Source organism: Enterobacter sp. Ag1, assembly GCA_000277545.1.
Taxonomy (GTDB): Bacteria; Pseudomonadota; Gammaproteobacteria; order Enterobacterales; family Enterobacteriaceae; genus Cedecea.
The window spans coordinates 1-14,349 of record AKXM01000017.1 but is presented as its reverse complement, the minus strand read 5'-3'; the positions used below and the strand labels follow the sequence as shown (position 1 = coordinate 14,349).

The following is a 14,349-nucleotide window of genomic DNA, read 5'->3' as shown; positions in this document are numbered from 1 at the left end:
GGGTTATGCCTCCACGTATCCCATATTGCCGACCCCAAAGGGCACCCCGGAATATGTGTCGATACGTGTGTGTTATTTACACAAAGTGAGCGTATTTGGCTGTACCCGAAAAATCGGAATACAAGTCCGGCGCGCTTTATACCATAAATGGCGCCCAGACTCCAATAGTTGTTGCCGTGATACGCACTTGATGATTCTCAATTTTGCAGGGAGACGCCCCCCCTGATACCATTACAGCAACTTCCCTGCTCATTTCATGTCGACGTTATCGACATCTGCGGATCTGATATGGCTATCTCAATTAAGACACCTGAAGAAATCGAAAAAATGCGCGTCGCTGGCCGCCTGGCTGCCGAAGTGCTGGAAATGATCGAATCCCACGTTAAACCGGGCATTACCACCGGCGAGCTGGATCGCATCTGTAATGATTACATCGTGAATGAACAGCAGGCTATTTCCGCTTGTCTGGGCTATCACGGCTTCCCAAAATCCGTCTGTATCTCTATCAACGAAGTGGTTTGCCACGGCATTCCAGATGATGAAAAAGTGCTGAAAGACGGTGATATCGTCAATATTGACGTGACCGTTATCAAAGACGAATACCACGGCGACACCTCTAAGATGTTCATCGTGGGCAAGCCGACGATTCTCGGCGAACGCCTGTGCCGCATCACCCAGGAAAGCCTGTATCTCGCGCTGCGCATGGTGAAACCGGGCATCCGCCTGCGCACGCTCGGCGCGGCAATCCAGAAGTTTGTTGAAGCAGAAGGTTTCTCCGTCGTACGTGAGTACTGTGGCCACGGCATTGGTCGCGTATTCCATGAGGAACCTCAGGTACTTCACTATGACGCAGATGACGGCGGCGTAGTGCTTCAGCCGGGCATGACCTTCACTATTGAACCGATGGTTAACGCCGGTGATTACCGCATTCGCACTATGAAAGACGGCTGGACGGTGAAAACCAAAGATCGCAACTTGTCTGCTCAATACGAGCATACTATTGTGGTGACGGAGAACGGCTGCGAGATTATGACCCTGCGTAAAGATGACACCATCCCGGCAGTGATTTCGCATAACGAATGATGCCCTGACGTCAGTCAGCAATCTAAGCCGGCCCTGAGCCGGCTTTTTTTATGGGTAGCGCACAATGAGTCCAGCTTTGCCAGAGCAGTTTGCCAACACCACCGAACCCGAGATCGCCGGCCAGCCGGACTATCCAAACAGCTGGCAGGAAGCCGAACTTAACTGCGCAGACATCAAGTCGCACTTAGACACTTTCCAGAAATGGCTGGGTAAAGCCTTCGATAGCGGCGTTTCCGCTGAACGGCTTATAGATGCCCGCACCGAATTTATCGATCAGCTGCTGCAGCGGCTGTGGATTGCCTACGGCTTTGCCGATGTTCCCGAAGCCGCGCTGGTTGCCGTGGGCGGCTATGGCCGCGCCGAGCTTCACCCGCTGTCGGATATCGATCTCCTGATTCTGAGTAGAAAACGGCTAACGGACGCCCAGGCGCAGAGTATCGGCGAGTTGCTGACCCTGCTTTGGGACGTGAAGCTGGAAGTGGGCCACAGCGTACGAACGCTGGAAGAGTGCCTGCTGGAAGGCTTGTCCGATCTGACGGTCGCCACTAACCTCATCGAATCTCGCTTGTTAATTGGCGACGTTGCCCTGTTCCTTGAGCTTCAGAAACACATTTTCAGCGAAGGTTTCTGGCCGTCGGCAAAGTTCTTTGCCGCCAAAGTCGAAGAGCAAAACGAGCGTCACCAGCGCTATCACGGCACCAGCTACAACCTTGAGCCCGACATCAAAAGCAGTCCTGGCGGCCTGCGTGACATTCACACGCTGCAGTGGGTTGCCCGCCGTCACTTCGGCGCCACCTCCATGGGCGAAATGGTGGACTTTGGTTTCCTGACTGAAGCAGAGCGTAAAGAGCTGGATGAATGCCAGCATTTGCTGTGGCGCATTCGCTTTGCCCTGCATCTGGAAGTCAATCGCTACGACAACCGGCTGCTGTTTGACCGCCAGCTTAGCGTGGCCCAGCGCCTGCACTACAGCGGCGAAGGCAACGAGCCGGTCGAACACATGATGAAGGACTTCTACCGCGTCACTCGCCGCGTGGGCGAATTGAACCAGATGCTTTTGCAACTGTTCGATGAAGCCATTCTGGCGCTCGATGCCAGCGAAAAACCGCGCCCGCTGGATGATGACTTCCAGCTTCGCGGCACGCTTATCGATCTGCGGGATGAAACCCTGTTTATGCGCGAGCCGCAGGCTATACTGCGCATGTTTTACATGATGGTGCGTAACCGCGACATCACCGGCATTTACTCCACGACGCTGCGCCACCTTCGTCACGCCCGCCGTCACCTGACCCAGCCGCTCTGCTACATCCCGGAAGCGCGCGAGCTGTTTCTGGTGATGCTGCGTCATCCTGGCGCGGTAAGCCGTGCGCTGGTGCCAATGCATCGCCATAGCGTGCTATGGGCCTATATGCCGCAGTGGTCGCATATTGTCGGTCAGATGCAGTTCGACCTGTTCCACGCCTACACCGTGGATGAACACACCATTCGCGTCCTGCAAAAGCTGGAAAGCTTCGCGAAAGAAGAAACTCGCTCTAAGCACCCGCTGTGCGTCGATCTTTGGCCGCGCCTTTCCCATCCTGAGCTGATTTTAATCGCCGCTCTCTTCCACGATATCGCCAAAGGGCGAGGCGGCGATCATTCAGTGCTGGGCGCGCAGGACGTGCTGAAATTTGCCGAGCTTCATGGCCTTAACTCCCGCGAAACTCAGTTGGTTGCGTGGCTGGTCCGTCAGCATCTACTGATGTCCGTCACCGCTCAGCGCCGTGATATTCAGGATCCTGAAGTCATTAAACAGTTTGCCGAAGAGGTGCAGACCGAAAACCGCCTGCGCTATCTGGTCTGCCTGACGGTGGCGGATATCTGCGCAACCAACGAAACGCTGTGGAACAGCTGGAAGCAAAGCCTGCTGCGTGAGCTGTACTTCGCCACCGAGAAACAGCTGCGCCGCGGGATGCAGAACAGCCCGGATATGCGCGAACGTGTTCGTCACCACCAGCTTCAGGCGCTTGCCCTGCTGCGGATGGACAACATTAATGAGGAAGCGCTGCATCACATCTGGGCGCGCTGCCGGGCAAACTACTTTGTCCGCCATACGCCAAACCAGATCGCGTGGCATGCCCGGCATTTGCTGAAGCACGATCTTAGTCAGCCAATGATCCTGCTGAGCCCGCAGGCAACGCGCGGCGGCACGGAGATCTTTATCTGGAGCCCGGACAGGCCTTATCTGTTTGCCGCCGTCTGCGCCGAACTCGACCGTCGTAATCTCAGCGTTCACGACGCGCAGATCTTCACGACCCGCGACGGTATGGCGATGGACACCTTTATCGTGCTCGAGCCCGATGGCAGCCCGCTGTCCATTGACCGACACAATATTATTCGCCACAGCCTCGAACAGGCGATCACCCAGACGACCTGGCAGCCACCGCAGCCACGCCGTCAGTCGGCAAAACTGCGTCACTTTACCGTCGATACCGAAGTCAATTTCCTGCCAACGCACACCGACCGGCGTACGTTCCTTGAGCTGATTGCGCTCGATCAGCCGGGTCTTTTGGCCAGGGTGGGTGAAGTGTTCGCCGACCTCGGTATTTCGCTCTACGGGGCGAGAATTACGACAATTGGTGAGCGAGTAGAAGATTTATTTATAATCGCCACCGCAGACCGGCGTGCACTTAATAATGTGCTCCAGCAGGAAGTGCAGCAACGGTTGACAGCGGCCCTTAATCCAAACGATAAATAACGGTCTTTTATTTTTTACCTTTTTAGCCCGAAAGCGACAGTCAAGTTGATTGTCGCCCAAAAGTTGAAAGGTAAGTCACAATCAGGAAATGTTCATCATGCAGCAGCTACAAAATGTAATCGAAACCGCTTTCGAGCGTCGCGCCGAGATCACCCCGGCAAATGTTGATACCGTGACCCGCGAAGCGGTAAATCAGGTGATTGCCCTGCTCGACAGCGGTGCGCTGCGCGTTGCTGAAAAAATTGATGGCCAGTGGGTTACTCACCAGTGGCTGAAGAAGGCGGTACTGCTTTCTTTCCGCATTAACGACAACAAAGTTATCGAAGGTGCAGAAAGCCGCTATTTCGATAAAGTCCCGATGAAATTCGCCGACTACGACGAAGCGCGCTTCCAGAAAGAAGGTTTCCGCGTTGTGCCACCGGCGGCAGTACGCCAGGGCGCGTTCATCGCACGTAACACCGTGCTGATGCCATCCTACGTCAATATCGGTGCTTATGTTGATGAAGGCACCATGGTCGACACCTGGGCAACCGTGGGCTCTTGCGCGCAGATCGGTAAAAACGTTCACCTGTCCGGCGGTGTCGGCATCGGTGGCGTACTGGAACCACTGCAGGCTAACCCAACCATCATCGAAGACAACTGCTTCATCGGCGCGCGTTCCGAAGTGGTTGAAGGCGTGATCGTTGAAGAAGGTTCCGTGATCTCCATGGGCGTTTACATCGGCCAAAGCACCCGCATCTATGATCGCGAAACCGGTGAAGTCCACTACGGCCGCGTGCCAGCAGGCTCCGTTGTCGTTTCCGGCAACCTGCCTTCAAAAGACGGCTCTTACAGCCTGTACTGTGCGGTGATCGTGAAGAAAGTAGACGCCAAAACCCGCGGTAAAGTGGGCATCAACGAACTGCTGCGTACCATCGACTAAGTTTTTTGCACCAAAAGGCGGGTTATCCCGCCTTTTTTGCATCTGGCACTAGCGGAAAAGGAATTTTCCGTTAACTCTCTAATGGTTATTGATATTGAAGGGTACCGCTTATGTACGATAATTTAAAAAGTCTGGGTATTACCAATCCTGATGAAATCGATCGTTACAGCCTCCGGCAGGAAGCCAACAACGATATCCTGAAAGTCTATTTCCAGAAGGATAAGGGCGAGTTTTTTGCCAAAAGCGTGAAGTTTAAATACCCACGCCAGCGCAAAACCGTGGTGGCCGATGGCGTAGGCCAGGGCTACAAAGAAGTGCAGGAGATCAGCCCCAACCTGCGCTATGTCATCGATGAACTCGATCAGCTTTGCCAGCGTGACCGCACCGAAGTCGATCTTAAGCGTAAGATCCTCGACGATTTGCGCCACCTCGAGTCCGTGGTGACCAACAAGATCAGCGAAATTGAATCCGATCTGGAAAAACTGACTCGCAATAAGTAGTGCAGAACTCAATAAAAAAAGGGCCGCAAACGCGGCCCTTTTCAGCTCTACACGAAGATTACTGCATCAGAAGGTAAATCTGCGCATCACCGCGCTGGATGCTCAGCGCCATCACCGACGGCTTGCTGTCCATCACTTTACGCAGCTCAGCGATATTGTTCACCGCCTGCTGGTTCACGCCGACGATAATGTCACCTTTTTTCAGGCCAATACGCGCGGCCGGGGTATTTGGCTTCACGCTGGTGACCTGCACGCCTTTCTGGTCTTTACCGCCGCGGTTGCTCATCTCCGCACCTTCAATACCGGTGAAGATAGTGGCGGCATCAACCTGATTCTGAGTGCTTTGCTGCAGCTCCAGACTCACCGTCACTGGCTTGCCATCACGCAGCAGACCCAGCGAGATTTTGCTGCCCACTGGCATAGAACCCACTTCTGCGCGCAGTGCGGCAAAACTACTGATCGCCTTGCCGTTCAGCGTGGTGATCACATCTCCTGCTTTGATCCCTGCTTTAGCCGCGGAAGAGTTCGGCATGACCTGGCTGACAAACGCGCCACGCTGAGCGTCGACTTTCATCGCTTTCGCCAGCTCGGAGTTCAGCTCAGTGCCCATAATCCCCAGCTCGCCGCGACGAACCTGACCGTACTGCACCATCTGAGCGGTCAGGTTTTTCACCATGTTACTCGGGATAGCAAAGCCGATACCGATGTTGCCGCCGTCCGGGGCCAGAATCGCCGTGTTGATACCGATAAGCTCGCCGTTCAGGTTAACCAGCGCCCCGCCGGAGTTACCGCGGTTGATCGCCGCATCGGTCTGGATAAAGTTTTCGTAGTTTTCCACGTTCAGGCCGCTACGGCCCAGCGCAGAAACGATACCGGAGGTCACGGTTTCGCCCAGGCCATATGGGTTACCGATGGCTACGGTGTAATCACCTACGCGCAGCGCGTCGGAGTCGGCAATTTTAATCGCCGTCAGATTTTTAGGATCCTGCAGCTGAATCAGCGCGATATCGGAGCGTGGGTCTTTACCCACCACTTTGGCGTCAAACTTACGGCCATCGCTTAGCTGAACTTTAATCACGGTGGCGTTATCCACCACGTGGTTGTTGGTCACGACATAGCCTTTCGCCGCATCAATAATTACCCCAGAGCCCAGGGCCATAAATTTCTGCTGCTGGCTGCCTCCGTCACCACCACCGCCCTGAGCGCCACCGCCCTGGCAGAAAGGTGAGCTTTGGAACGGCGAACCGTCCTGGCAGAACGGGGAATTGTCGCCGAAGAATTGCTGGAAATTACGCCCCATACGCGGAGTATTTACCGTTGTGCTCCCTTCAACGTTGATACTCACCACTGAAGGCATCACCTGCTCCAGCATCGGCGCAAGGCTTGGCAGCGGCTGCGCAGCAGATGCGGAAGAGGCCGTCTCAGCGGCGGAGGCAGACATCGGACTCAGCGCCAAACCCAGACTAAGAGCCAGCGCACTCATTGCTAACGTGGTTTTTTTCATGGAATCATCTCAACTTTCAAATAACGCAAAATTGCTGTGTTGGTACACCATTCAGAGTGAAGTTTACGCGCTAAGTTCAGCGCTTAAGTGCATGGAAAAAGTAAAAATTTATTCTCTATCTTTACAAAACTCCCGAGAAAACTCACTCCACCGCCATCAGGCGTCGATACTCATCCCAAGCATATAAATCGGTCATTCCACTGATGTAATCCTGAATAAGCCTTGCACGGAAATAGTATTCCCACACGGAAAAATCAAGGCTTGCCGGGTGCAAAGCGCTCACCGCTTCTACATAGGCAAGCCTATGTTTAGTTGAAAGTTTGTGGAAAAGTCTTGATGCAATAGGCAGACGACGCAGGCTTTCCTTGCTCACCAGCTCCGTGAAGTCCTCCGTTGAAAGCTCGAGTAAGGGACTGTAAATATCCAGTAAACCGCTGATAACCCGATAACCCTGCAGCTCCAGTTGCTCAATATCCGGGTGGCTGAAGACCTGCCGCACGGCCACCTGCTTGTACAGCTCCAGCAGTCGGGCATACGGGCTGTCGTCCTCCAGCAGCGCATGATTGAACTCGCCGGAATAAATCTCAGGCAAATTGTCGATAAAACGCTGGGCGGCATACGGCGCCAGTTTGTTTAGCGTATTGACGCGCAGGTACATAAAGAACTGATCTTCCGCACTGCGGCGCATTTGGTTGGTGCGGGATTTCTCCCAGGCATCTTTGACTACCAGCTCAAAGAGATCGCCTTTCTTCTGCTCGCCCCAGGACTCGCTCAGATGCTGATAAAGCTGCTCGACGCTGAAAATACGTTTCTCAACGGCATCTTCGAGATCCGCCACGCAGTAAGAAATATCGTCCGCTGCCTCCATGATCCAGGTTAGCGGAAAACGGCTGTACTCGCCCAGGTTCAACTCTTTGCGCAGGCGCTCGATGTATCCTTCTTCCGACAAATAAAAGCCCGGCTTCTTCATCAAATAAGCGTGGCTTGCTGGCGGCTTTTGGGCAAACCAGGCCGGGCGGGTGTATTTGAGAATGCAGCCGACCTGCGCCCAGGTCAGGTTCATCCGCAGCAGGCTGTGCACCAGCCGGATGCCTTGCGCATTCCCTTCAAAATGGCACAAGTCCTGGCGAACTTTGCTGCGTAACGTATTTAATCCCTCTTCGCCTTCGCGCAGCCGGAGCACATCCACCTTGCAGCGATCGTCACTGCGTGGCTGCCCGCCGCTGTCTTTCGGCTGCAGACGCTGGCGGAACCAGTCGTTAATCGCCGACTCGCCAAAATGCCCGAACGGCGGATTGCCGATGTCATGCATCAGGCAGGCCATTTCCACTATGCTTTCAAACGGGCCAGTTAGCTCATCCAGCCCATATTTCTCCAGCGCCTTCTGCTCTTTCAGGCGGCTAAGGATCTCTTTGGCAATGTAGCGCCCGACCTGCTGCACCTCCAGCGAATGGGTAAGACGGGTGCGCACGGCAGCATTACGCTCCAGCGGGAAGACCTGCGTTTTCTGCTGCAGACGGCGAATTGCGGGAGAATTAATGATCCTGCCGCGATCGCTTTCGAAGATACGCAGGATCTCAAGTTCGCTCTTCTCTCCTTCGGGCGAGCGGAAGCGTCGGTGCCAGTTAATTTTTTTGCGGAAGTCTATTTCGCTCATGCCCACTCCTGTTCCGTTGATAAGGAGACTGTATGCCATGATAGACTATGCCCCGAAAATTGAGTCATGTTCCACCACATTAGCGAGTATCTCTATGAAAGCAGGCATTATTGGTGCAATGGAAGAAGAAGTTACGCTGCTGCGTGACAAAATCGAAAACCGTCACACTCTGAGCATCGCCGGTTGCGAAATTTATACCGGGACGCTGAACGGCGTTGAAGTCGCGCTGCTGAAGTCCGGCATCGGCAAAGTTTCTGCGGCCATGGGTGCTACGCTGCTGCTGGAACACTGCAAGCCAGACGTGATCATCAACACCGGTTCCGCAGGTGGCCTGGCGCCGACGCTGAAAGTGGGTGATATCGTGGTATCTGAAGAAGTGCGTTATCACGATGCTGACGTCACTGCTTTCGGTTACGAATATGGCCAGATGGCGGGCTGCCCGGCAGCTTTCATTGCCGATAAAAAGCTTATTGAGGCAGCAGAAACCTGCATTAAAGAGCTGGATCTGCACGCGGTTCGCGGCCTGATCGTCAGCGGCGATGCGTTTATTAACGGCTCAGTGGCGCTGGCAAAAATTCGCCACAACTTCCCGCAGGCCGTGGCGGTAGAAATGGAAGCGACGGCCATCGGCCACGTTTGCCATAACTTCAACACGCCGTTTGTGGTTGTACGCGCCATCTCCGACGTGGCCGATCAGCAGTCCCACCTGAGCTTCGAAGAATTCCTGGCCGTCGCCGCCAAGCAATCCACCCTGATGGTGGAAAAACTGGTTCAGCACCTGGCTCGTGGCTAAGCTCATCCTTTGGCGCGGGGCGACCGCCCTGCTCCTTTGCCTCCCGGCGCTGCTGTTTGCGGCGCCTCGGGTCATCTCCCTCTCTCCCGCTAATACAGAACTGGCCTTCGCCGCCGGTATCACCCCTATTGCGGTGAGCGCTTACTCTGATTACCCGCCGCAGGCAAAGCAGATTGAACAGTTAGCCAACTGGCAGGGCGTGAACTTCGAGCGCATCGTTGCCCTGAAACCGGACGCAGTCCTCGCCTGGCGAGGTGGTAACCCGGACAGGCAGGTAAACCAACTGGTTTCGCTGGGCATTAAGGTCATCTGGCTGGATCCTAAAAGCGTTGCCGACGTTGAGGCCGCGCTGCGTCAGCTAGCCCCGCTCAGTCCAACACCAGAAAAGGCAATCAAAGCCGCAGAGACGCTATCCCGGCAGTTTGCAGAGCTAAAAACTCGCTACAGCCATACCCAAAGCAAAAAAGTGTTCCTGCAGTTCAGCCAGCAGCCGCTGTTTACCACCAGCAAAGATTCCATTCAGAACGAAGTCGTTGAGCTTTGCGGTGGACGCAATATTTTCGCTGACAGCCGGGTTCCCTGGCCGCAGGTCAGTCGCGAGCAGGTTCTGACGCGCCAGCCGCAGGCTATTATTATCTCGGGCGATGCGAGCAATATTCCGTCGGTGCAGCAGTTCTGGAGTAATCAGTTGAAAGTTCCGGTTATTGCCGTGAATGATGACTGGTTTACTCGTTCCGGCCCGCGTATTATCCTCGCCGCAAAACAGCTCTGTGAAGAGCTGGCGAAAGCTTAACGTCATGCTCTGAGGGTCATAAATGCTGGTCTATTGGCTGGATATTGTCGGTACCGCCGTGTTCGCTATTTCCGGCGTTTTGTTGGCCGGAAAGCTGCGGATGGATCCCTTTGGCGTGCTGGTGCTTGGGGTAGTTACCGCGGTAGGCGGGGGAACCATCCGCGATATGGCGTTAGCCAACGGCCCGGTATTCTGGGTGAAAGATCCCACGGACCTTGTCGTCGCCATGGTGACCTGTATGCTGACGATCGTCCTGGTTCGCCAGCCGCGACGCCTGCCTAAGTGGGTACTTCCCGTGCTGGATGCCGTCGGCCTGGCCGTGTTTGTTGGCATCGGCGTCAATAAAGCGTTTCTGGCCCATGCCAGCCCGCTGGTTGCAATCTGCATGGGCGTAATCACTGGCGTAGGCGGCGGGATCATCCGCGACGTATTGGCTCGTGAAGTCCCGATGATTCTGCGCACCGAGATTTATGCCACCGCCTGTATTATTGGCGGTATCGTCCACGCCACGGCTTACCACACCTTTAACGTCCCGCTGGAGCAGGCCAGTATGATTGGTATGGTGGTCACGCTGGCGATTCGCCTGGCGGCCATCTACTGGCACCTTAAACTGCCGACCTTTGCGCTAAATGACCGACAATAGCGATAAAAAAAGCCGCGTTTGATACGCGGCTTTTTTATTTCAGCAACTTATCAGATGCTGAAGGAGGAACCACACCCGCAGGTGCTTTTCGCGTTCGGGTTAGTCACCACGAAGCGGGAGCCTTCCAGGCCTTCGCTGTAATCCACCGCGCCACCGACCAGGTATTGCAGGCTCATTGGATCCACAACCAGGGCAACGCCCTGCTTCTCTATGGTCATATCGCCGTCGTTGATCTGGTCGTCAAAGGTAAAGCCATACTGGAAGCCGCTGCAACCACCACCGGTGATATAGACGCGAAGTTTCAGATTCGGGTTCTCTTCGTCTGCAATCAGACTTTTCACTTTATTGGCTGCGGCTTCGGTAAACTGCAGCGGCAGCGCTACTACGTCATCACTCATTTTTTGCTCCCAACAATTAACAAGTCGGGCAGAAAACAACCCGCACTTTTGCGGCATTATCTAATACCCGAGTAATTCGTTCAAGTATTCTGCCCGGCGGAAGCCTGCTCGCCCGCACGCGCTTTCTCAGCTTCTTGTTTTGCCAGAGTTCTTGCCAGAATCACCGAGTATAGCGGTTTCCCGCCCAAAAATTGTGCCAACAGTGTCGCCCCAAGACAGGTGATAATCATTGGCAGAATGAGCTGGTAATTATCCGTCATCTCAAGCACCAGCACGATAGCGGTGAGCGGTGCACGCAGTGAGGCGGCGAGTAACGCTCCCATTCCGGCAATCGCAAAGGTGCCCATATCAAGATGATACGCGGGGAACCAGGCGGCACAAGCCGTGCCAAACGCGGTGCCAAGCAGCGTGCCCAGCGCCAGCATCGGGGCAAAAATACCGCCCGGTGCACCGGAGGAGAAACAGAGTAAAGTGGTGATGACCCGAGCGATGAACAGGAACAGCAGCATGCCGATGGTGTAATTCCCCACGGCCGCAATCGGGATAAGGCTAAACCCGCCGCCGGACGCCGCCTGCTGAATAAGCCCCAGCACACCGCAAAGCCCGCCAATAAGCCCGCCGATCAGCACCCACTTCTTAATGTTGCCGCCGTGAATGCGCTGGAACATATCCTGAGCGCCGATCACCAGCCGGTTAAACACCACGCCGACAATGCCAAAAATCATGCCGAGGATCAGATACAGCCAGAGCGTGTTGACCGGCGCATCCGCAAGTTTGCCCACCTGAATCACCGTGGTTTCGGTATTAAAGATCCGAAACACGATGCTCGACATAATCACGCCGATAAACACCGCTTTTATCGAAATCAGGTTATAGCGGAACTGGGTACGCATCTCTTCGATGATAAACAGGATCCCGGCCAGCGGCGCATTAAATGCCGCAGACAGCCCGGCAGCAGCGCCAGTTGCCAGCAGCGAATGACGAGCTTCCGCACTTTTCATGCGGAAAATGTCCGTCACCATACGCCCGATGTTACCGCCAAGCTGTACGGTCGGCCCTTCACGCCCCAGCACCATTCCCGCGCCGAGCGTGCCCATCCCGCCGATGAATTTCACCGGGATCACGCTCCACCAGCGCACCGGCCGCAAATCCTCCAGTGCCCCTTCGATTTCAGGAATGCCCGACCCACCGGCTTCAGGCGCGAAACGACGCACCAGAAAATAGCCGACCATCGCCAGCAGCGCCGAGCTGATAAACGCCAGCGGCCACACCAGCCAGGCGCTGTCCGCGACCTGCGCCAGCATACCGATACGGTGCTGAAGCACCCAGTTAACCGACTTCTCAAACGCCACGCCGACCAGGCCCGCTAGCGTGCCAACCACCGCGGCCATCAGCAAAATCATTAGCGGCATTTTATCCTGGCCAATCAGACGACGCAGAATCGCTCCGCGACGCTGTTGGACGCTTTGCGCCTGATCGAGAGAGTTATGAGCTAAATTCATGGTTCCGAACCGGTTAGTCATACAAATAAGGCGGGCATTTTACCCACAGAAAAGACCTTCGTCTTATTAAATTAGCTAATAAACCGTAACGTTTGATTTGGGCAAATATTTCAACGCGAGGCAGGTTTCACATAGAATAGCCCGCTGTCACCATTTCCACGAATCAGGAGCCGATTCATGAGTAAGTCTGAAAACCTGTACGCCGCAGCCCGCCAGGTCATTCCCGGCGGCGTTAACTCTCCGGTACGCGCCTTTACTGGCGTAGGCGGAGTGCCTCTGTTTATCGAGCGTGCGGACGGGGCTTACCTGTATGACGCAGACGGTAAAGCCTATATCGATTACGTTGGTTCATGGGGCCCAATGGTGCTCGGCCACAACCACCCGGCGATCCGCAACGCGGTCATTGAAGCCGTTGAGCGCGGCCTGAGCTTTGGGGCGCCAACCGAAATGGAAGTGAAAATGGCGGAGCTGGTTTGTGAGCTGGTGCCGACCATGGACATGGTTCGTATGGTGAACTCCGGCACCGAAGCCACCATGAGCGCTATCCGCCTCGCTCGCGGCTACACTGGCCGGGATAAAATCATCAAATTCGAAGGCTGCTACCACGGCCACGCGGATTGCCTGCTGGTGAAAGCCGGTTCCGGCGCTCTGACGCTCGGCCAACCAAACTCTCCGGGCGTGCCGGCTGACTTTGCGAAGCACACCCTGACCTGCACCTATAACGATCTGGCCTCCGTGCGCGAAGCCTTTGAGCAATATCCTCAGGACGTGGCCTGTATCATCGTTGAACCCGTCGCGGGCAACATGAACTGTATTCCTCCGCATGCGGACTTCCTGCCGGGCCTGCGAGCGCTGTGCGACGAATTTGGTGCACTGCTGATTATTGATGAAGTGATGACCGGCTTCCGCGTGGCGCTGGCGGGCGCTCAGTCTTACTACGATGTTGAACCAGACCTGACCTGCCTCGGCAAAATCATCGGCGGCGGGATGCCAGTCGGCGCCTTCGGTGGCCGTCGCGAAATCATGGACGCGCTGGCACCAACGGGCCCGGTTTACCAGGCGGGCACGCTCTCCGGGAACCCTATCGCCATGGCGGCGGGCTTCGCCTGCCTGACAGAAGTGTCGCAGCCCGGCGTTCATCAGACCCTGACCGAGCTGACGGAAATGCTGGCTAACGGCCTGTTGAATGCGGCTAAAGCAGAAAACCTCCCACTGGTGGTGAATAACGTCGGCGGCATGTTCGGCCTGTTCTTCACCGATGCCGAAACCGTCACCAGCTATAAAGACGTGGTTGCCTGCGATGTAGAGCGCTTCAAGCGCTTCTTCCACCTGATGCTGGAAGAAGGTGTATACCTTGCGCCGTCCGCGTTTGAGGCGGGCTTTATGTCCGTGGCGCATAGCAAAGAAGATATTCAGCGGACCATCGACGCGGCACGCCGCGTGTTTGCGAAGCTGTAATTTTACCCTCACCCCGGCCCTCTCCCTGGAAGGGCGAGGGGGAAAACAGCAGATTTATGCTCTTTTCAGTTCCCTCTCCCCTTTGGGGTGTACGGTCCGGGGACATCGTGAACACTTGTTCGGGGACATGGTAGACACTTACAACTAAGGCATAAGAACCCGTTTATGGAGCCGCTTATGCCGTGGGATGCGAGAGATACCATGTCATTACGTTCTGAGTTTGTTCTGCTCGCCTCGCAGGACGGGGCGAACATTAGTCTTCTGTGCCGTCGCTATGGCATTTCTCCTGCCACTGGCTACAAGTGGCTTCGTCGCTGGTTACAGGACGGCACTGCCGGTCTTGCTGACCGTTCACGTGC

General features: G+C 55.3%; 13 protein-coding genes. 9 read left to right on the top strand and 4 right to left on the bottom strand.

The window, feature by feature from the left end:
- Nucleotides 1-288 precede the first annotated feature (288 nt).
- The 4 genes from map to A936_RS09220 all read left to right on the top strand — a co-directional run bounded on the left by map (nucleotide 289) and on the right by A936_RS09220 (nucleotide 5,242).
- Entirely contained in the window at nucleotides 289-1,083 is a 795-nt protein-coding gene (gene map, locus A936_RS09235; protein WP_008456921.1) for a type I methionyl aminopeptidase, read from the top strand.
- A 64-nt stretch (nucleotides 1,084-1,147) separates the two neighbouring features.
- The gene (gene glnD, locus A936_RS09230; RefSeq protein WP_034808526.1) at nucleotides 1,148-3,820 is read left to right on the top strand and encodes a bifunctional uridylyltransferase/uridylyl-removing protein GlnD; all 2,673 of its coding nucleotides are present in this window, start codon (nucleotides 1,148-1,150) and stop codon (nucleotides 3,818-3,820) included.
- Between the two features lie 97 nt (nucleotides 3,821-3,917).
- The gene (gene dapD, locus A936_RS09225; RefSeq protein ID WP_008456915.1) at nucleotides 3,918-4,742 is read left to right on the top strand and encodes a 2,3,4,5-tetrahydropyridine-2,6-dicarboxylate N-succinyltransferase; all 825 of its coding nucleotides are present in this window, start codon (nucleotides 3,918-3,920) and stop codon (nucleotides 4,740-4,742) included.
- A 110-nt stretch (nucleotides 4,743-4,852) separates the two neighbouring features.
- A complete protein-coding gene (locus tag A936_RS09220; RefSeq protein WP_008456913.1) occupies nucleotides 4,853-5,242 on the top strand; it encodes a DUF3461 family protein in 390 nt (129 codons plus the stop codon).
- Between the two features lie 58 nt (nucleotides 5,243-5,300).
- Here the strand turns inward: A936_RS09220 and degP are convergent, their stop codons facing one another.
- A complete protein-coding gene (gene degP, locus A936_RS09215; protein WP_008456911.1) occupies nucleotides 5,301-6,746 on the bottom strand; it encodes a serine endoprotease DegP in 1,446 nt (481 codons plus the stop codon).
- 142 nt (nucleotides 6,747-6,888) lie between these two features.
- A complete protein-coding gene (dgt, locus tag A936_RS09210; protein ID WP_008456910.1) occupies nucleotides 6,889-8,403 on the bottom strand; it encodes a dGTPase in 1,515 nt (504 codons plus the stop codon).
- Nucleotides 8,404-8,497: 94 nt separating this feature from the next.
- Between dgt and mtnN the strand changes: the two genes are divergently transcribed.
- From mtnN to A936_RS09195, 3 genes are read left to right on the top strand one after another with little or no spacing between them, the layout of a single operon-like run.
- Complete coding sequence (gene mtnN, locus A936_RS09205) at nucleotides 8,498-9,196, top strand: 5'-methylthioadenosine/S-adenosylhomocysteine nucleosidase (RefSeq protein WP_008456908.1); 699 nt, start codon at nucleotides 8,498-8,500, stop codon at nucleotides 9,194-9,196.
- Nucleotides 9,189-9,989, top strand: a complete 801-nt coding sequence (gene btuF, locus A936_RS09200) for a vitamin B12 ABC transporter substrate-binding protein BtuF (RefSeq protein WP_008456905.1) — start codon at nucleotides 9,189-9,191, stop codon at nucleotides 9,987-9,989. Before mtnN ends, btuF begins: the two co-directional genes overlap by 8 nt.
- A 22-nt stretch (nucleotides 9,990-10,011) precedes the next feature.
- A complete protein-coding gene (locus tag A936_RS09195; RefSeq protein ID WP_008456904.1) occupies nucleotides 10,012-10,632 on the top strand; it encodes a TRIC cation channel family protein in 621 nt (206 codons plus the stop codon).
- A gap of 50 nt (nucleotides 10,633-10,682) precedes the next feature.
- Here A936_RS09195 and erpA read toward each other — a convergent pair whose 3' ends face one another.
- On the bottom strand, nucleotides 10,683-11,030 hold the full coding sequence (gene erpA, locus A936_RS09190) for an iron-sulfur cluster insertion protein ErpA (protein ID WP_008456903.1): 348 nt from the start codon (nucleotides 11,028-11,030) through the stop codon (nucleotides 10,683-10,685).
- Nucleotides 11,031-11,110: 80 nt separating this feature from the next.
- Entirely contained in the window at nucleotides 11,111-12,532 is a 1,422-nt protein-coding gene (gene clcA, locus A936_RS09185; RefSeq protein ID WP_008456902.1) for a H(+)/Cl(-) exchange transporter ClcA, read from the bottom strand.
- A 177-nt stretch (nucleotides 12,533-12,709) separates the two neighbouring features.
- Here clcA and hemL point away from each other — a divergent pair, with 177 nt between their 5' ends.
- Nucleotides 12,710-13,990 (top strand): glutamate-1-semialdehyde 2,1-aminomutase, encoded by a 1,281-nt coding sequence (gene hemL / locus A936_RS09180; RefSeq protein WP_008456900.1) that lies wholly within the window; start codon nucleotides 12,710-12,712, stop codon nucleotides 13,988-13,990.
- 177 nt (nucleotides 13,991-14,167) lie between these two features.
- A partial coding sequence (locus A936_RS09175) for a helix-turn-helix domain-containing protein (RefSeq protein WP_034808519.1) occupies nucleotides 14,168-14,349 on the top strand: 182 nt, incomplete at its 3' end.

Bases quoted from the DNA above. Each gene is read 5' to 3' on its own strand.
- clcA (WP_008456902.1), bottom strand. From the start codon at position 12,532: ATGAATTTAGCTCATAACTCTCTCGATCAGGCGCAAAGCGTCCAACAG.
- A936_RS09220 (WP_008456913.1), top strand. From the start codon at position 4,853: ATGTACGATAATTTAAAAAGTCTGGGTATTACCAATCCTGATGAAATC.
- hemL (WP_008456900.1), top strand. From the start codon at position 12,710: ATGAGTAAGTCTGAAAACCTGTACGCCGCAGCCCGCCAGGTCATTCCC.
- dapD (WP_008456915.1), top strand. From the start codon at position 3,918: ATGCAGCAGCTACAAAATGTAATCGAAACCGCTTTCGAGCGTCGCGCC.
- dgt (WP_008456910.1), bottom strand. From the start codon at position 8,403: ATGAGCGAAATAGACTTCCGCAAAAAAATTAACTGGCACCGACGCTTC.
- mtnN (WP_008456908.1), top strand. From the start codon at position 8,498: ATGAAAGCAGGCATTATTGGTGCAATGGAAGAAGAAGTTACGCTGCTG.
- A936_RS09195 (WP_008456904.1), top strand. From the start codon at position 10,012: ATGCTGGTCTATTGGCTGGATATTGTCGGTACCGCCGTGTTCGCTATT.
- map (WP_008456921.1), top strand. From the start codon at position 289: ATGGCTATCTCAATTAAGACACCTGAAGAAATCGAAAAAATGCGCGTC.
- degP (WP_008456911.1), bottom strand. From the start codon at position 6,746: ATGAAAAAAACCACGTTAGCAATGAGTGCGCTGGCTCTTAGTCTGGGT.
- glnD (WP_034808526.1), top strand. From the start codon at position 1,148: ATGAGTCCAGCTTTGCCAGAGCAGTTTGCCAACACCACCGAACCCGAG.
- erpA (WP_008456903.1), bottom strand. From the start codon at position 11,030: ATGAGTGATGACGTAGTAGCGCTGCCGCTGCAGTTTACCGAAGCCGCA.